A 16,306-nucleotide genomic window follows, 5' to 3' on the forward strand; every position below is an offset into this window, starting at 1 on the left:
CGCCACCGCCGCGAACGTCTCGTACGTGCCCTGCAGGATCCCCTGGGTGCCGATGTAGATCCACGAACCGGCCGTCATCTGCCCGTACATGGTCAAGCCCAGCTGCTCCAGGCGCCGGAACTCCTCCCAGTTCGCCCAGTCCCCCACCAGGTTGGAGTTGGCGATCAGGACACGCGGCGCCCACTCGTGCGTCTGCATCACGCCCACCGGGCGCCCGGACTGCACCAGCATCGTCTCGTCCTGCTTCAGCGTCCGCAGGGTCCGCACCATCGCGTCGAAGGAGCGCCAGTCACGCGCGGCCTTGCCGGTACCGCCGTAGACAACGAGCTTGTCCGGGTGCTCGGCGACCTCCGGGTCCAGGTTGTTCTGGAGCATCCGCAGGGCGGCCTCCTGCTGCCAGCCCAGAGTGCTCAGTTCCGTACCACGCGGTGCTCGCACGGGTCGCGGTCCTGACATGCGCTGCCTCCTGCCTCGGCGGTGACCAGCACCCGCATGGCACTGGATCGAACTATTCACATATTGACGCCAGTGAATACGACTAGTCAACGGCACCCGTGGCGCGCCCGGCCGCCGGATGATGGAGTGGCGTCATGACCTTCACGGGCTCCACAGGCAGCGGTACAGAACGGACCGAACGCCGGGAACGCGCCGTCGCGGCAGCGGTGGCGCAGGGGCTGGTCGGCCCCGACGTCCCGATCATCGGGCTGCTGGACGTCGCCGGCATCCGGGCGGGCGCCGAGGCGCTGCGGGCCGCGTTCGCCGCGGTCACCGACGCGCCGGTGCTGCACGCCTTCGCCGTCAAGGCGGCCCCGCTGGTCCCCGTACTGCGGCTGCTGCACGAGGCGGGCATCGGCGCCGAGGTCGCGAGCCCCGGCGAGCTGGCGCTGGTCAGAGCGGCCGGGGTGCACGCCGCGCACACGGTCCTGGACTCGCCCGCCAAGACGCCTGCCGAGCTGCGCGAGGCGCTCGCGCTGGGCATCGCGGTCAACGCCGACAACCCGCAGGAGCTGGCCCGCATCGACGCGCTGGTCTCCTCGGCCCCCACCCGCTCCCCCCTCGGGCTGCGGGTGAACGCGCAGGTCGGCGGGGGCAGCATCGAGGCGCTGTCCACGGCGACCGCGACCTCGAAGTTCGGCGTCGCGCTGCGGGACGAGGGGGCCCGGCAGTGGGTGATCGACGCCTACCGCGCCCGCCCCTGGCTGACCCGGCTGCACACCCACTCCGGCTCGCAGGGCGTGCCGCTGGAGCTGATGGCGCGGGGCGTACGGGCGGTGTACGAGCTGGCCGAGGAGATCAACGAGGCGGTGGGCCGGCAGCAGATCGACACCGTCGACATCGGCGGCGGCCTGCCGGTCAACTTCGCCTCCGACGCCGACGACCCCACCCACGAGGCGTACGCGCGGGTCCTGAAGGAGCAGGTGCCGGGGCTGCTGGACGGGCGGTACGGCCTGGTCACCGAGTTCGGGCGGTCGCTGCTGGCCAAGCACGGCACGGTGCTGGCGCGGGTGGAGTACGCCAAGACCTCCGGCGGCCGGCCGATCGCGGTCACCCACGCGGGCGTGCAGGTCGCCACGCGTACCGTCTACGCGCCCGCCGCCTGGCCGCTGCGGATCGCCGCGTTCGACGCCAAGGGGCTGCCGAAGAGCGGCGAGGAGCTCGCGCAGGACGTGGCGGGCCCGGCCTGCTTCGCGGGCGATCTGCTCGCCGAGAACCGCACGCTGCCGCCGCTGGCGCAGGGCGACTACGTGGCGGTACTGGACACCGGCGCGTACTACTTCGCCCACCACTACGCCTACAACAGCCTGGCCCGGCCTGCCGTGCACGGCTTCGCCGAGGGCGCGGACGGCTCGGTCGGCTTCGCCACGGTCCGCCGGGCCCAGACGCTGGAGGAGATCGTCGCGGAGGCCGGCGGCGGCGCGGAGCGGGACGCCCTCGGCCGCCTCTGAGCGCCCGCTTCCGGAAAACCCGGCGGCTCTGAAATTCCTCAACTCCCGCTTCGGAACGCCGGGTACGGGCAGTACCTCCCCCACATCGACTCTCGGGGGAGGTACCTGATGACGGACACCACCACGCCGGGCTCCACCGCACCACCCGAGGAGACCGGCCTCAAGCGCGCCATCGGCCCGAAACTGCTGATCCTCTTCGTGATCGGCGACATTCTCGGCACCGGCATCTACGCCACCACCGGCAAGGTCGCGGGCAAGGTCGGCGGCGCGCTCTGGCTGCCATTCGTGATCGGCTTCGTCGTGGCGATCCTGACCGCGGCCTCGTACGTGGAGCTGGTCGGCAAGTACCCCAAGGCGGCCGGCGCCGCGCTGTACACCCAGAAGGCGTTCAAGGTTCCCTTTCTGACCTTCATCGTCGCCTTCATGGTGATGTGCTCGGGGCTGTCCTCGGCGAGCGCGGCGGCCCGCGCGTTCGGCGGCGACTACCTCGCGGAGTTCACCGACGCGGTGCCGCCGACCGTCGTCGCGATCCTCTTCGTCCTCGCGCTCGCAGCGCTCAACCTGCGCGGCGTCTCGGAGTCGGTGAAGGCGAACGTCGTGCTGACGCTGGTCGAGGTGACCGGGCTGCTGGTGATCCTGGCGATCGGCGCGTACGCGGTCCTCACCGGGGGCGGGGAGCCGGGGCGGCTGGCCGACTTCGAGGCGTCGGGGAGCGGCGGATACGCCCTGCTCACCGGCGTACTGGGCGCCACCGCGCTGGGCTTCTTCGCCTTCGTCGGCTTCGAGGACTCGGTGAACATGGCCGAGGAGACGCAGGACCCGGTCCGCACCTTCCCGCGCGCGATCTTCATCGGCGTCGGCGTCACGGGCACCGTCTACGTCCTGGTCGCGCTCGTCTCGTCGCTGCTGGTGGACCACCGCACGCTGGAGAAGTCCAGCGGGCCGCTGCTGGAGGTGGTCAAGGCCGGCGGGCTGGACTTCCCGCCGAAGCTCTTCGCGCTGATCGCGCTGTTCGCCGTCACCAACTCGGCGCTGATCAACATCATGATGGCCTCGCGGCTCTGCTACGGCATGGCCAACGAGCGCATCCTGCCCAAGGCGATGGGCCGGGTGCTCGCGAAGCGGCGCACCCCCGTCACCGGCATCGTCTTCGTCTCCCTGCTGGCCGTGGGCCTGGTCTCCACGGGCGAGATCGAAGGGCTCGGCGACACCACGGCGTTCCTGCTGCTCTGCGTCTTCGCGGTGGTCAACGTCGCGGTACTGGTGCTGCGCAAGGACCGCGTGGCACACGCCCACTTCCGTACGCCGACGGTCCTGCCGGTGCTCGGCGCGCTCACCGCCCTGATCCTCGCCAGCCCGCTGGCCGACCGCCCCGCCGAGGTCTACATCCGGGCCGGCGTCCTGCTGGCGATCGGCGTGGCGCTATGGGGACTCAACAAACTGGTGATGAAGGTGCGCGGCGAGGAGCACTGAGGACGGTACGCGCTCCCCTCAGAGCCTGCCCCGCGCCCCCTGACGCGGCCCGCGCCCTCGCGCGCTACTCGGCGAACAGGCCGCGGGCCGCCGCCCTCGCGTCGAACGCCTCCAGGCTGGCCTGGGCGTCGGGCAGCGCGTCGCACATGGCCTCCAGCAGGACGCGGCCGAGGAGCATCGGCGCACAGACCGTGTCGAAGGCCAGCCCCGTGCCGACCGCGGCGGGCAGCATGAGGTCGGTGTGCCGGGCGACCGGGGCGAACGCGCTGTCGGCGACGGTGACGACGGTCAGCCCGGCCGAACGGGCGTAGGCCAGCGCGTCGATCACCTCGCGCGGGTGGCGGGGCAGCGCGAAGCAGAGCAGGACGGTCGCGCCCGCGCGCACCGCACCGTCGATCCGGTCGGCGAGCATCGAGCCGCCCTCGTCCAGCAGCCGCACGTCCGGGTGGACCTTGCGCGCGAAGTACGCGAAGCCGGCGGCCTGGGCGACGGCGGCGCGCAGGCCGAGGACCGGCAGCACCGGGGACGCGGCGAACAGCCGGGCGGCCTCCTCTATGGGCGCCGGGTCGGCGAGGGCCGCGGCCAGCTCCTGGAGGTTGCCGATCTCCTCCTGTACGGCCTGCTGGTATTCGTTGAGGGAGTCGGGGGCCGGCGCGCCGCGGTCCGGCGCGACGTCGCGGAGGTGCCGGCGGAGCGCCGGGTAGCCGTCGAAGCCGAGGGCGACCGCGAAGCGGGTCACCGAGGGCTGGCTGACGCCGGCCAGTTCGGCCAGCTCCACGCTGGAGAGGAAGGGCGCGTCGGCGGCCCGGCGCACCATGCAGTGCGCGATCCGGCGCTGGGTCGGCGTCAGCCGGTGCCCTTCGAAGAGCTTCTGCAGCCGCGCCGCCGCACCGGCGGTCGCCTCGGTGGCGCCCTCGCCCCCGTTGTCCCCGCTCATCGTGTCCTCTCGGTCCGATCCCGGCTCTCGCGTCGGGACGACTTTACGCGCTGCGCGCCCACCTATTGATTTTCCATTCACCATACGTCGATGCTGAATGGAATCATGCAATGAGAGAGGCAGCCCATGGCAGGCGTGGTGGAACAACGCTCGATCGACGTCGTACCGGATTCCGAACGGCACGGCACCGCCTTCAGCCAGTTCACGCTCTGGCTGGGCGCCAACCTCCAGATCACCGCGGTGGTCACCGGCGCGCTCGCCGTCGTGTTCGGCGCGACCGCCTTCTGGTCGCTGATCGGGCTGCTCCTCGGCAACCTGCTGGGCGGCGCGGTGATGGCCCTGCACTCGGCGCAGGGCCCGCGGCTCGGCCTGCCGCAGATGATCTCCTCGCGGGCGCAGTTCGGGGTGCGCGGCGCCGTCGTACCGCTGGCCCTGGTCATCCTCATGTACATCGGCTTCTTCGCCAGCGGCACCGTGCTCGCCGGGCAGGCGGTCGGCCATCTGACCCACCTCGGCGACACCACCGGCATCATCGCCTTCGCCGCGATCACCGCCTTCGCGGCGGCCGTCGGCTACCGCCTGATCCACGCCCTCGGCCGGATCGCCGGCCTCGTCTGCGCGGTGGCCTTCGTCTACCTCGGCGTGCGCCTGCTGGAGCGGACCGACCTGGCCGTCCTGCTGCACGACCGCAGCTTCGACTTCCCGGTCTTCCTGCTGGCCGTCTCGCTCGCCGCGTCCTGGCAGCTGGCCTTCGGCCCGTACGTCGCGGACTACTCCCGCTACCTCCCGCGGCACACCTCGGCGCGCGCGACCTTCTGGTGGACGCTCTCCGGCTCGGTGCTCGGCGCGCAGTGGTCGATGGTCTTCGGGGCGCTCGCGGCGGCCGCGGCCCCGGCGGCCTTCGTCGGCCACGAGGTGAGCTACATCGTCGGGCTGGGCGGCGCGGGCCTGATGGCGTCCGTGCTGTACTTCGTGATCGCGCTCGGCAAGCTGACCGTCAACGTGCTGAACACCTACGGCGGCTTCATGTCCATGGTGACCAGCGTCAGCGGCTTCCGCGGCCAGCGCACGCTCTCGCCGCGCGGCCGCAGCCTGTACTTCGCCGGGATCATGGTCGTCGGCTCCGCGGTGGCCCTCCTCGGCAAGGACTCCTTCCTGTCCTCCTTCAAGGACTTCCTGCTCTTCCTGCTGACGTTCTTCACGCCCTGGTCGGCGATCAACCTGGTCGACTACTACCTGATCTCCAAGGAGCGGTACGACATCCCGGCCCTGACCGACCCGGCCGGCCGCTACGGCGCCTGGAACGGCAAGGCGCTGGCCGTCTACGGCATCGGGGTACTGGCCCAGCTGCCCTTCCTGGTCACCCACTTCTACACCGGCCCACTGGTCGCCCCGCTCGGCGGCGCCGACGTCTCCTGGCTGGTCGGCCTGGCGGTACCGGCCGCCCTGTACTGGCTGGCCGCCCACGGCGACACCGCCCGGATCCCGGCCGCCGATACGGGTGCCAGCCCCACTGCCGAGGCGGTCCCCCGCCCCTAGCCTTCGTATATGGCGACAGGTGACCCAGAGCTCAGGAAAGAACTCGACGCGACGCTGCACACGCGCAGGGAACTCGGCCCGGACTACGAGACCGAGCTGCTGGACTCCTTCATGGAGAAGCTGGACCGGGCCGTGGACCAGCGGGTCCGGCGACAGCTCTCGGAGCGCCGGCTGCAGGTCGCCCGGGGCGCGGACGCACGGCGCCCGGAGGGCCTGCCCGGCGGGTTCGGCGAGCGCTTCGGATTCGCCGCGCTCTCGCTGGTACTGGCGGTGCCGCTGTCCGCGATCGGCGCGGTCAACGCCGGGCTGACCGGACTGCTGGTGTCCTGGGCCGGCATCGTGGGCGTGAACGTCGTCCAGGCCGGCCACTCCTTCGGCCGCGCCCGCCGCGAGCGGGCGGCGGGCGACGCCGCATAGCGGTGGAGGGAAGTTCTTGCGGGGACCGCCGCACCCCGGCTTGCGCCGGGGGCGGGACGACGGCGGTCCCCGCGGGGGACGCGGACCGGGTCAGGGCCGGTCGGACGCGTCCTGGCGACCTGGAGTCCGGGAGCCGCTCCGAAGTCCTTGTCGCCGCACGGATTAATCTGCCTGACGAGTGTTAAGTCCGTGCTGCCTCCGCGTGACACCTACGTACACCTTGCGTCGACGGGGAGTTGACCCGGCTCCTCGGCCCTACTGCGCGCCCCGCGCGCTACCGCGGGCCAGGAAGGCCAGCAGGTCCTGCCGGCTGACGACCCCGGTCGGCTTGCCCTCGACGAGCACGATCGCGGCGTCGGCGCTCTCCAGTACGGCCATCAGGTCGGCGACCGGCTCGCCCGCGCCGACCTGCGGCAGCGGCGCGGACATGTGCTTCTCCAGCGGGTCGGTGAGCGAGGCGGTCTGCGTGAACAGCGCGTCCAGCAGCTCGCGTTCGACCACCGAGCCGATGACCTCGGCGGCCATCACGTCGGGGTGCCCGGCGCCCGGCTTCACGATCGGCATCTGGGAGACGCCGTACTCGCGCAGTACCTCGATGGCCTCGCCGACGGTCTCCTCGGGGTGCATGTGCACCAGTTCGGGGATGCCGCCGTGCTTGTTGTGCATGACGTCGGCGACCCGGTCGGTGTCCCCGGTCTCCAGGAAGCCGTAGTCGTTCATCCAGTCGTCGTTGAAGATCTTCGAGAGGTAGCCGCGGCCGCTGTCCGGCAGCAGGACCACCACCACATCGTCCGGGCCGAGCCCCTCGGCCGCCTTCAGCGCGCCGACCACGGCCATCCCGCAGGAGCCGCCGACCAGCAGGCCCTCCTCCTTGGCGAGGCGCCGGGTCATCTGGAAGGCGTCCTTGTCCGACACCGCGATGATCTCGTCGGCGACGGAGCGGTCGTAGGCGGTGGGCCAGAAGTCCTCGCCGACGCCCTCGATCAGATACGGACGCCCGGAGCCGCCGCTGTAGACCGAGCCCTCCGGGTCGGCGCCGATGACCTTGACCTTGCCGTCACTGACGTCCTTCAAGTACCGCCCGGTCCCGCTGATGGTGCCGCCGGTGCCCACGCCCGCCACGAAATGCGTGATTCGGCCGTCGGTCTGCTCCCACAGTTCGGGGCCCGTGGACTCGTAGTGCGACCGCGGGTTGTCCGGATTGCTGTACTGGTCCGGCTTCCAGGCGCCGGGCGTCTCGCGTACCAGCCGGTCGGAGACGTTGTAGTACGAATTGGGGTGGTCGGGGTCGACGGCCGTGGGGCAGACCACGACCTCGGCGCCATAGGCCCGCAGCACGTTGATCTTGTCCGTCGACACCTTGTCGGGGCAGACGAAAATGCACTTGTAGCCCTTCTGCTGGGCCACGATCGCCAGGCCGACGCCGGTGTTTCCCGAGGTCGGCTCCACGATCGTGCCGCCCGGTTTCAGTGCGCCGGACCGCTCGGCGGCCTCGATCATGCGCACCGCGATCCGGTCCTTCACGGACCCGCCCGGGTTGAAGTACTCGACCTTGGCCAGGACGGTGGCCCGGATTCCTTCGGTCACGTTCTTGAGCCGCACGAGCGGGGTGTTGCCGACCAGCTCAATCATGGATTCATAAACCTGCACGGTGGTCTCCGCGGTAAGGGGCGCGCTGTCCTGCACCCGTCCGGCCAGCCTATTGCGCTCACCCCACAGGGCGGGCGCGTTGCGGCGATGGCCCTGCGGGGCAAGACGTTCTTGTCACGAGTTTCGCGAGTCCGCGGAGCGCGCGCCGGGATTCACTCCCTCCGCACGCCCCGTGTACGCACTGCGGGGAGGTGCCCGGCCGATGCCGATGACCATGTCCAGGGCGAGAGTGGCACGCCGGATCGCAACGGCCGCGGCGCTCGGCGGCGGCGGGGCCGGGCTGCTCGGCGTCGCCGCGGTGGGCCTGCTCCTGACCGAGGTGCGGCTCGCCCGCCGTACGGTCGGCGGCTCCACCGAGCTGCCGCCGGCCGCCGACGGCCGCTACGGCGCCACCTTCTGGTACCGCACCGACCGGCCCGCGCTGCGGCTCGGCTTCCTCGGTGACTCCACGGCCGCCGGGCAGGGCGTTACACGGGCCCGCCAGACGCCCGGGGCGCTGCTGGCCTCCGGCCTGGCGGCGATCGCCGAGCGCCCGGTCGACCTGCGCAACGTCGCGCTGCCCGGCGCCCAGTCCGACGACCTGGAGCGCCAGGTGACGCTGCTGCTGGCGGACGGTCCGGCGCCGGACGTCTGCGTCATCATGATCGGCGCGAACGACGTCACGCACCGGATGCCGCTCGCCCGCTCCGTCCGCATGCTCTCCGAGGCCGTGGCCCGGCTGCGCGAGGCCGGCTGCGAGGTGGTGGTGGGCACCTGCCCCGACCTCGGCACGATCGAGCCGGTGTACCAGCCGCTGCGCTGGGTGGCCCGGCGGCTGAGCCGGCAGCTGGCCGCCGCGCAGACCATCGGGGTGGTGGAGAACGGCGGGCGGACGGTGTCGCTGGGCGACCTGCTCGGCCCGGAGTTCGAGGCGAATCCGCGGGAGCTGTTCGGCCCGGACAACTACCACCCCTCGGCCGAGGGCTACGCGACCGCGTCGATGGCCGTACTGCCCACGCTGTGCGCGGCGCTCGGCCTGTGGCCGGAAGAGGAGGAGCGCCCGGAGCCGGCGCGGCGCGAGGGCTTCCTGCCGGTCGCCGAGGCGGCGGCGCAGGCGGCGTCCGAGGGCGGCACCGAGGTCACGGGCAGCCGGGCGCCGTGGGCGCTGCTCAAGCACCGCAGGCGGCAGCGGATCGCGGTGCACGACGCGGAGGGCCCGGCCACCGGGCCGGAAGCGGAGGAGGAGGCGACGTCATGACGGGCGCGAGCGCCGCGTGCGGGCGGCGCGGCCCGGTGCGGCGGCGGCGCGGCCCGGTGCGGCGTGCCGCCCCCTTGCACATCGCGCCCCGATGGGTGAGCATCCGCTCAGTACGGAGGTAAGCAGCCGCTTAGAAAAGAGGCCCGCATCACAGCGCAGGGACCGTGACCTTCGCTGTACGTGCGGGTAGCTTCCCTCACAGTCCTCAGTTGAGTCGTCTTCCCCTGGAGCCGCGTGATGCCCGAAGCCGTGATCGTCTCTGCCGCCCGCTCCCCGATCGGCCGCGCCTTCAAGGGCTCGCTGAAGGACCTGCGTCCGGACGACCTGACCTCCGAGATCATCAAGGCCGCGCTGGCCAAGGTCCCCGAGCTGGACCCGAGGGACATCGACGACCTGATGCTCGGCTGCGGCCTGCCCGGCGGCGAGCAGGGCAACAACCTGGGCCGCATCGTGGCCGTGCAGATGGGCATGGACCACCTCCCCGGCTGTACCGTCACCCGGTACTGCTCCTCGTCGCTGCAGACCTCACGGATGGCCCTGCACGCCATCAAGGCGGGCGAGGGCGACGTCTTCATCTCGGCCGGTGTCGAGACGGTCTCGCGCTTCGCCAAGGGGAATTCGGACAGCCTGCCCGACACCCACAACCCGTTCTTCGCCGAGGCCGAGGCCCGTACCGAGGCCGTGGCCCAGACCACCGGCTCGACCTGGCACGACCCGCGCGAGGACGGCCTGGTCCCGGACGCGTACATCTCCATGGGCCAGACCGCGGAGAACCTCGCCCGGCTCAAGGGCGTCACCCGCCAGGACATGGACGAGTTCGGCGTGCGGTCGCAGAACCTCGCCGAGCAGGCCATCAAGAACGGCTTCTGGGAGCGGGAGATCACCCCGGTCACCCTCCCCGACGGCACGGTCGTCTCGAAGGACGACGGCCCGCGCGCGGGCGTCACCCTGGAGGGCGTGCAGGGCCTCAAGCCCGTCTTCCGCCCCGACGGCCTGGTCACGGCCGGCAACTGCTGCCCGCTCAACGACGGCGCGGCCGCGCTCGTGATCATGTCCGACACCAAGGCGCGCGAGCTGGGCCTGACCCCGCTGGCCCGCATCGTCTCCACCGGCGTCTCCGGCCTCTCCCCCGAGATCATGGGCCTGGGCCCGGTCGAGGCGTCGAAGCAGGCGCTGCGGCGCGCGGGCCTGTCCATCGGCGACATCGACCTGGTCGAGATCAACGAGGCGTTCGCCGCGCAGGTCATCCCGTCCGCCCGGGACCTGGGCATCGACGAGGACAAGCTGAACGTCAACGGCGGCGCGATCGCGGTCGGCCACCCCTTCGGCATGACCGGCGCCCGCATCACCGGCACGCTGATCAACTCCCTGCAGTGGCACGACAAGCAGTTCGGCCTGGAGACCATGTGCGTCGGCGGCGGCCAGGGCATGGCGATGGTCATCGAGCGGCTGAGCTGACCGCGACCACACTCACGAGCCGCTGAGCTGAGGCTTTTCGGGACCGTGCGCAGCAAGCGCGATACGCACAGCGACCGTTGGTGAGCCACGTCACCGCGTGACAAGATCGTTGTACCGACTCCCCCAGGATTGTGACCAACACCCTGGGGGAGTCACGTTTTCCCAGGTCGGCGAGGGGCCGTCGGGCCGCCCTGGGCCCCCACCGCCGGTCGTCAAGAGACGCAGCACACTGCAAACGGTCGCCGACCTCCGGCAGGCTGATGTAGGAAGTCTCCGGGGGACATTCTGCTACCGGGAGTACGTCAGTGACCGCCATCGCTTATGCACTGCTGCCGGCCGCGGCCATCGCCGTGGCGCTGGGAGCAGCCTCCCTGCACACCGCTCGCACCCTGCGCCGCGAGGTCGCCGGGCTGCGCGCCGAACTCAGCGCCGCCCGTGAGGACGGCGCCGCGGCCCTCGCCGCCATTCCCGCCGCCCGCCCGGCACCCGCCGCCGAGACCCCGCTGGACGACATACGTGCCGCGGTGGCCGACGCGCTGGCCGAGGAGCGGGAGCGGGAGCTCGCCGAGGCGCGTGCCTTCTGGGCCGCGCAGGAGGCGAGAGACGCCGCCGACTCGCCCTCGCTGCTGCCGGGCCACCCGGCGCCGGGCGACGACACCGCGCCCGGCGACGGCTTCGACCGCTTCTACCTGCCGCGGCAGGCCGACTTCGCGGGCCTGGACCCCGACGTGCTGGGCTCCGAGCCGCTGTTCGGCATGGACGAGGTGGACCTGGAACCGGTCGACGCCTCGCCCGCCGAGACCCTTGAGGAGACCGAGTCAGCCGAGCTGGCCGCCGCCCGCCGGCGCCACCCCTCGCACCCGGACTTCTCGCCGTCCCCCGCCATCGGCGACCACGAGCGCACCGTGGCGCGCCTGGAGGAGCTGGCCGAGGACCGTACGCCGCTGGCCGACGTCCGGCCGGGCCCGCTGGGCACCCTCGACGTCTACGTCTTCGCCGACGGCACGACCGTCTGTATGACGCCGGGCCACCGCGAGACGGCCGAGCGGGTCGCCGAGGCGCTCCGCGAGGGCCACACCACCGTGCTGCTCGGCGGCTCGGGCGTCTCCGGCGCGTACGCGCTGACCTTCGCCTGGGGCGAGGGCCGCGACGACAGCGTCTACGTCCTCGCCGACCGGGTCATCGCCTCCCTCTGAGGCGACCTGGGGCGACCTGGGGCGACCGCCTTCGGTACTTCCTTCGGACCGGGCCCAGCACCCGCCCGGTCCCGGACCGTTCAGCAGCGCGCCGCGGTCCGCCGTACTTCTTCCACGGCCTGTGCCACGTCCTCGGCACGGGCCGTTTCCGCGTCCCGCAGGGCGTACGCCATGTCATGACCGGCCACCGCGACTTGGTCGCCGACCGCGAACATCCCGGCGTCCGGCAGCTCGCGCGGCTCCGTTCCCGGCTCCTCCAGGCGCTGCGCACGCAGCGCGAACTCCCTGGCGAGAGCCAGCCCTTCGGCGGCCGCACCCCGCGCGAGGGCGCTCTGCGGCAGCGCCCTGAGCCGGTCGGCGAGGGTGTCAACGGCGGTCTGCAAAGGCATCACGTCAAGCACGCCGTGAGCCTATGCGCCACTCCCGGGTGGTTGCCAACGCCGGAACGCTCAGGCACGGTGTGCTGAAGGACCAGCATCGAACGCGTCCGGAGGCGCCGATGTCCCAAGTCTTCTCCGAAGAGACCCACCGGAACCTGCTCTCCCGTATTCCCCACTGCACCGGCCGCGAAGTCTCCGACTGGCTTCGCATGGTCGAGGAAGGCCCCGCTCTCTTCCGCTTCGAGGAGAAGGTCAGCTGGCTCCGTGGCGAGCACGACCTCGCCTATGGTCACGCCAAGGCGATCGTCCACGAGTACGATCTGCGGCGCGCGGCCCGGAAGTTCTAGCGGACGGTTCCCGCGTCCGGTCCGGTCCCGTGACCGGACCGCGCCGGAAACCCGAAGGGCCCGCGGGAGGCGAACCTTCCGCGGGCCCTTCGCTGTGTCCGCCGGGCCTTGTCGGCGCCGGGGACCCGGGCGGTACTAATCGTCGCCGTTGAGGATGGCGACCAGGCGCAGCATCTCCAGGTAGATCCACACCAGGGTCATGGTGAGGCCGAAGGCCGCGAGCCAGGACTCCTCGCGCGGGGCGCCGTAGGCGATGCCGTCCTCGACCTGCTTGAAGTCCAGGGCGAGGAAGAGCGCGCCGAGCAGCACGCCGGCGATGCCGAAGACGATGCCCAGGCCGCCGCTGCGGAAGCCGAGGCCGTCACCGCCGCCGAAGGCCATGAAGAGCAGGTTGACCACCTGCAGCAGCAGGAAGCCCATGGCGGCGATGATCACGAAGCGGGTGAACCGCGCGTTGACCCGCACGATGCGGGTCTTGTAGGCGACGAGCATCACGACGAAGACCGCCATGGTGCCCAGCACCGCCTGCATGGGCGCGCCGGGGGCCACCCACTGGTTGATCGCGTTGCTGATCGCGCCCAGGAAGAGGCCCTCGAAGGCGGCGTACGCCAGGATCAGCGGCGGCGACGGCTTGCGCTTGAACGACTGGACCAGGCCGAGCACCATCGCGACGAGCGCGGCGCCGATGGCCAGGCCCATGGAGAGGTCCATGATCCATGCCACGGCGGCGCCGACGACGACGGTGCCGAGCGTGAGGCCCGTACGGACGACGACGTCGTCCATGGTCATCGGGCGGGTCTGCGGGACGTACGGCGGAGCCTGGGTCACGTCCTGCTGACCCTGGGCGTACGGGCTACCGCCCGCGTACGGGTTCGCGTCCGCGTAGGGGGCGTTTCCGGCGTACGGGTTCGTCCCCGCGTAAGGGTTGGCGGCGCCCCCGGCCTGCGGCGGCGCATTGAAGCCGGCGTAGCCGTTTCGGCTGAACCCCCGTCGCGAGAAGACCGGGTTGCTGCTCCTCATCTCACTCCTCCATGGCCGCCCTGCGCGGCCTTGGCCTCAAGGGTAATGGCTTGGCAAAGCCACGTCCCTACTCCCTAGGCAGGATCTTCGCGCAATTCCCTCGTCGCCGGGGAGCAGACCGGGTGCCCGGCGAGACGTGGTGGAAGAGCAGGTTCAGGACGAAGGCGGTGACCGCGGTACAGGTGATCGCCGAGCCGAAGACGATCCGTACCCCGGCGGGCAGCCCGTCATAGATGTGCGGCGCCGTGACCGGGACCATGCCGGCGGCCAGCGAGACCGCGACGATCAGCAGATCGGGTCCGTCCCGGAAGTCCACCCGCTGCAGTATGCGCAGGCCCACGGCCGCGACCATCGCGAACATCACCAGGGCCGCCGCGCCCACCACCGGGTCCGGCAGCGCGGCCACGACCGCGCCGAGCCGGGGCAGGCAGCCCAGCACGATCAGGATCGCCCCGGCGACGGCCGTGATCCAGCGGCTGCGGACCCGGCTCATCTCCACCAGACCCAGGTTCTCGGCGAAGAGCGTGTCGGGGAAGGAGTTCATGCCGCCGGCCAGCACCCCGGAGAGGCCGTCGGCGGCCAGCCCTCTGGCCAGGTCCCCGGGCGCGAGCGGCCGGTCCGTCATCTCCGCCACGGCGATCATGCTGGCGGTGGACTCCGTGAAGATCACCAGCATCACGACGCACATGGCCGCCACCCCGGCCACCGGGAATTCCGGCGCGCCGAAGTGGAACGGCTCGGGCACCCCGGCCCAGGGCGTCCCGCCGGCCGCCGAGAAGTCGGTGAGCCCCAGCGGCACCGCGGCGGCGGTGCCGGCCACCAGCCCCACCAGCACCGCGATCTGCCCGAGGAACCCTTTGAAGAGGCGGGTCAGGGCGATGATCACGACGACGACCCCGGCGGCGAGCAGCAGCCGCTCGGGCGCGGCGTAACCGGGTGCCGTGGCGTCCTCGCCCGCCACCAGCTGCGTCCCCACGCCCATCAGGGACAGCCCGATCACCGTGATCACGCACCCGCCGACCAGCGGCGGGAAGTACCGCACCAGCCGTGCGAACGGCGCCGCGACCAGCATGCCGAAGACCCCGCCCGCCAGCATCGAGCCGTAGACGGCCGGCATCCCGTACTGCTGCGAGATCAGGATCATCGGCGTGATCGCGGCGAAGCCGGCCCCGGCGACGACGGGCAGCCGCACCCCCAGCACGCGCCCGGCGCCCACGCTCTGCACCACCGTGATCACCCCGGCGACCAGCAGGTCCGCCGTGATGAGCAGGGCGATCGTGTCCTGCGGCAGGTGTGCGGCGGACCCGAAGAGCAGCGGGACGGCGAGCGAGCCGGTGTACATGACGAGGACGTGCTGGAGGCCCAGGACGAGCGTCCGGCCGAGCGGCGGCACCTCGTCCACGGGGTGCCGTTCCCGGGTGGCGGCGCTCGGGGCCGCCATCAGGCGCCCGCGCTCTCCGCGGCCGACCGCAGCCGCGCGGCCTCGCGCCCCGCGCCCTCGTGCGGCCGCAGCGCCCGCGACCCGGCCAGCTTGGCCGCGATGTGCTCGCCGATGGTGACCGGTTCGTACAGCGCCCGCTCGCCCGGGGCCACGCAGCCGGGGAGCGCGCTGATGACGGCGTCGTGGTTGCCGTCGTGGAAGTACGCGGCCGAGCGGCGCCGTACGAGGCGTCCCGCCGCGTCGGTGGGCGGCAGCACCCTGTGCAGGGTGGAGCGCCACCGGTCGTTGGTCCACCGGGCCAGCGCGTCGCCGAGGTTGACCAGGACGGCGCCCTCGGCCGGTACGACGTCGTGCCAGGCCCCGTCGGTGTCGAGGATCTGGAGGCCGGGCACGCGGTCCGCCCACAGGACGGTGACGATGCCGTAGTCGGTGTGCGCGCCCATCCCCATCTGCCGCTTGTCGACCACCGTCGCCTCCGGCGGCAGCGCGTAGTTGTTCATCCGCAGCACGTCGACCGAGCGGTGCGTGTACGGCGTGAAGAAGCCCGGCTCCAGGCCGAGTGCCACCGCGAACACCTCGGTGAGCCGGCGTGCGAGCGCTCCCGCCCGCGCGAACCACTCCTCGACCGCCGCCCGGAATCCGGGGACGGCCGCCGGGTCCGGCCAGCGGTTCGCGGGGAAGTACTCCTCTGGCAGCGCGGCCCCGGCGTACGGCCCGCCGGCAGCGCCGGCCTCGACCCCCACGTTGAACGCCTCGAACAGATCCTCCGGACTGGCCACCCCGAGACTGAGGCTGAGCTTCTCCGCCCGCGGCGGGGTGTAGCCGCGGTTGACCTCGGGCGGTGCGCACAGCGCCCGCTTCTCGTCCGCCGGCCGCCCGAAGAAGGCGTCCATCGCGCCGGCCAGCCCGTCGGCCGCGCTCGGCGGGATGCCGTGTCCGGTGATCTGCATGAACCCGACGGTGCGGGCCGCCTCGTCCACGGCCGCCGCGACCGCGGTCCGCTCCTCGGCCGTCCCGTCCCGCCAGCCGGACAGGTCGATCACCGGAACGTCGAGCCGGCCGTCCCCGCGCTGTGTCTCGCCCATCGCCGTGCACCCCTTCCGCCGCTTCAACAGTTTGTTGCGGCATGGTGCACCTATGCTGATGGCCCGTCAATTCCCGTCCGCATGACGGGATTTGACGGGCCGGAGCTGCCGAGCGGACACGGTTCCGCTGCCTCCCCTGGTCAGCCGCGCGGCCCGGCACGTTCCGTGGGAGCGTGCCGG

At 72.1% G+C, this 16,306-nt stretch carries 14 protein-coding genes and 1 pseudogene; 8 read left to right on the top strand and 7 right to left on the bottom strand.

The window, feature by feature from the left end; genetic code table 11:
- Window positions 1–456 (bottom strand): annotated as a pseudogene (locus ACZ4MH_RS15310) (urocanate hydratase); the annotation flags it as partial.
- A gap of 134 nt (window positions 457–590) precedes the next feature.
- Between ACZ4MH_RS15310 and ACZ4MH_RS15315 the strand changes: the two are divergent.
- Together ACZ4MH_RS15315 and ACZ4MH_RS15320 are read left to right on the top strand one after the other, a co-directional pair.
- Window positions 591–1,946 (top strand): type III PLP-dependent enzyme domain-containing protein, encoded by a 1,356-nt coding sequence (locus ACZ4MH_RS15315; RefSeq protein ID WP_351600164.1) that lies wholly within the window; start codon window positions 591–593, stop codon window positions 1,944–1,946.
- A 108-nt stretch (window positions 1,947–2,054) separates the two neighbouring features.
- The gene (locus ACZ4MH_RS15320; protein ID WP_351600162.1) at window positions 2,055–3,419 is read left to right on the top strand and encodes an APC family permease; all 1,365 of its coding nucleotides are present in this window, start codon (window positions 2,055–2,057) and stop codon (window positions 3,417–3,419) included.
- A gap of 64 nt (window positions 3,420–3,483) precedes the next feature.
- Here ACZ4MH_RS15320 and ACZ4MH_RS15325 read toward each other — a convergent pair whose 3' ends face one another.
- Window positions 3,484–4,356, bottom strand: a complete 873-nt coding sequence (locus ACZ4MH_RS15325) for a MurR/RpiR family transcriptional regulator (protein WP_351600160.1) — start codon at window positions 4,354–4,356, stop codon at window positions 3,484–3,486.
- Between the two features lie 126 nt (window positions 4,357–4,482).
- Here ACZ4MH_RS15325 and ACZ4MH_RS15330 point away from each other — a divergent pair, with 126 nt between their 5' ends.
- The gene (locus ACZ4MH_RS15330; protein WP_351600158.1) at window positions 4,483–5,895 is read left to right on the top strand and encodes a purine-cytosine permease family protein; all 1,413 of its coding nucleotides are present in this window, start codon (window positions 4,483–4,485) and stop codon (window positions 5,893–5,895) included.
- A 9-nt stretch (window positions 5,896–5,904) separates the two neighbouring features.
- Window positions 5,905–6,312, top strand: a complete 408-nt coding sequence (locus tag ACZ4MH_RS15335; RefSeq protein WP_351600156.1) for a hypothetical protein — start codon at window positions 5,905–5,907, stop codon at window positions 6,310–6,312.
- A gap of 255 nt (window positions 6,313–6,567) precedes the next feature.
- Here the strand turns inward: ACZ4MH_RS15335 and ACZ4MH_RS15340 are convergent, their stop codons facing one another.
- Window positions 6,568–7,962 carry a cystathionine beta-synthase gene (locus ACZ4MH_RS15340; protein ID WP_351600154.1) on the bottom strand — a complete coding sequence of 465 codons (1,395 nt, stop codon included), beginning with the start codon at window positions 7,960–7,962 and terminating at the stop codon, window positions 6,568–6,570.
- A 202-nt stretch (window positions 7,963–8,164) separates the two neighbouring features.
- On the opposite strand from ACZ4MH_RS15340, the gene ACZ4MH_RS15345 reads away from it, so the two are divergent.
- The 3 genes from ACZ4MH_RS15345 to ACZ4MH_RS15355 all read left to right on the top strand — a co-directional run bounded on the left by ACZ4MH_RS15345 (window position 8,165) and on the right by ACZ4MH_RS15355 (window position 11,853).
- Window positions 8,165–9,199: an SGNH/GDSL hydrolase family protein gene (locus ACZ4MH_RS15345; protein WP_351600153.1), complete on the top strand. Its 1,035-nt coding sequence runs from the start codon at window positions 8,165–8,167 to the stop codon at window positions 9,197–9,199.
- 237 nt (window positions 9,200–9,436) lie between these two features.
- On the top strand, window positions 9,437–10,657 hold the full coding sequence (locus tag ACZ4MH_RS15350) for an acetyl-CoA C-acetyltransferase (protein WP_351600151.1): 1,221 nt from the start codon (window positions 9,437–9,439) through the stop codon (window positions 10,655–10,657).
- 305 nt (window positions 10,658–10,962) lie between these two features.
- The gene (locus tag ACZ4MH_RS15355) at window positions 10,963–11,853 is read left to right on the top strand and encodes a hypothetical protein (protein ID WP_351600150.1); all 891 of its coding nucleotides are present in this window, start codon (window positions 10,963–10,965) and stop codon (window positions 11,851–11,853) included.
- 80 nt (window positions 11,854–11,933) lie between these two features.
- Here ACZ4MH_RS15355 and ACZ4MH_RS15360 read toward each other — a convergent pair whose 3' ends face one another.
- Complete coding sequence (locus ACZ4MH_RS15360) at window positions 11,934–12,254, bottom strand: hypothetical protein (RefSeq protein WP_351600149.1); 321 nt, start codon at window positions 12,252–12,254, stop codon at window positions 11,934–11,936.
- 98 nt (window positions 12,255–12,352) lie between these two features.
- On the opposite strand from ACZ4MH_RS15360, the gene ACZ4MH_RS15365 reads away from it, so the two are divergent.
- The gene (locus ACZ4MH_RS15365; RefSeq protein WP_351600147.1) at window positions 12,353–12,580 is read left to right on the top strand and encodes a DUF4287 domain-containing protein; all 228 of its coding nucleotides are present in this window, start codon (window positions 12,353–12,355) and stop codon (window positions 12,578–12,580) included.
- A gap of 135 nt (window positions 12,581–12,715) precedes the next feature.
- Here the strand turns inward: ACZ4MH_RS15365 and ACZ4MH_RS15370 are convergent, their stop codons facing one another.
- From ACZ4MH_RS15370 to ACZ4MH_RS15380, 3 genes are all read right to left on the bottom strand, one after another.
- On the bottom strand, window positions 12,716–13,600 hold the full coding sequence (locus ACZ4MH_RS15370) for a Bax inhibitor-1/YccA family protein (RefSeq protein WP_351600146.1): 885 nt from the start codon (window positions 13,598–13,600) through the stop codon (window positions 12,716–12,718).
- A 67-nt stretch (window positions 13,601–13,667) separates the two neighbouring features.
- Complete coding sequence (locus tag ACZ4MH_RS15375; RefSeq protein WP_351600166.1) at window positions 13,668–15,041, bottom strand: nucleobase:cation symporter-2 family protein; 1,374 nt, start codon at window positions 15,039–15,041, stop codon at window positions 13,668–13,670.
- Complete coding sequence (locus tag ACZ4MH_RS15380; RefSeq protein WP_467754527.1) at window positions 15,041–16,126, bottom strand: isopenicillin N synthase family dioxygenase; 1,086 nt, start codon at window positions 16,124–16,126, stop codon at window positions 15,041–15,043. The genes ACZ4MH_RS15375 and ACZ4MH_RS15380 overlap by 1 nt, the downstream gene beginning before the upstream one ends.
- Window positions 16,127–16,306: the final 180 nt, after the last annotated feature.

The sequence above is a fragment of the Streptomyces sp. NPDC026301 genome (assembly GCF_055567935.1).

What these genes read in the sequence shown, in the direction of transcription:
- ACZ4MH_RS15320 (WP_351600162.1), top strand. Translation starts at nt 2,055, where the DNA reads ATGACGGACACCACCACGCCGGGCTCCACCGCACCACCCGAGGAGACC.
- ACZ4MH_RS15365 (WP_351600147.1), top strand. Translation starts at nt 12,353, where the DNA reads ATGTCCCAAGTCTTCTCCGAAGAGACCCACCGGAACCTGCTCTCCCGT.
- ACZ4MH_RS15315 (WP_351600164.1), top strand. Translation starts at nt 591, where the DNA reads ATGACCTTCACGGGCTCCACAGGCAGCGGTACAGAACGGACCGAACGC.
- ACZ4MH_RS15380 (WP_467754527.1), bottom strand. Translation starts at nt 16,126, where the DNA reads ATGGGCGAGACACAGCGCGGGGACGGCCGGCTCGACGTTCCGGTGATC.
- ACZ4MH_RS15325 (WP_351600160.1), bottom strand. Translation starts at nt 4,356, where the DNA reads ATGAGCGGGGACAACGGGGGCGAGGGCGCCACCGAGGCGACCGCCGGT.
- ACZ4MH_RS15335 (WP_351600156.1), top strand. Translation starts at nt 5,905, where the DNA reads ATGGCGACAGGTGACCCAGAGCTCAGGAAAGAACTCGACGCGACGCTG.
- ACZ4MH_RS15345 (WP_351600153.1), top strand. Translation starts at nt 8,165, where the DNA reads ATGCCGATGACCATGTCCAGGGCGAGAGTGGCACGCCGGATCGCAACG.
- ACZ4MH_RS15330 (WP_351600158.1), top strand. Translation starts at nt 4,483, where the DNA reads ATGGCAGGCGTGGTGGAACAACGCTCGATCGACGTCGTACCGGATTCC.
- ACZ4MH_RS15350 (WP_351600151.1), top strand. Translation starts at nt 9,437, where the DNA reads ATGCCCGAAGCCGTGATCGTCTCTGCCGCCCGCTCCCCGATCGGCCGC.
- ACZ4MH_RS15375 (WP_351600166.1), bottom strand. Translation starts at nt 15,041, where the DNA reads ATGGCGGCCCCGAGCGCCGCCACCCGGGAACGGCACCCCGTGGACGAG.
- ACZ4MH_RS15370 (WP_351600146.1), bottom strand. Translation starts at nt 13,600, where the DNA reads ATGAGGAGCAGCAACCCGGTCTTCTCGCGACGGGGGTTCAGCCGAAAC.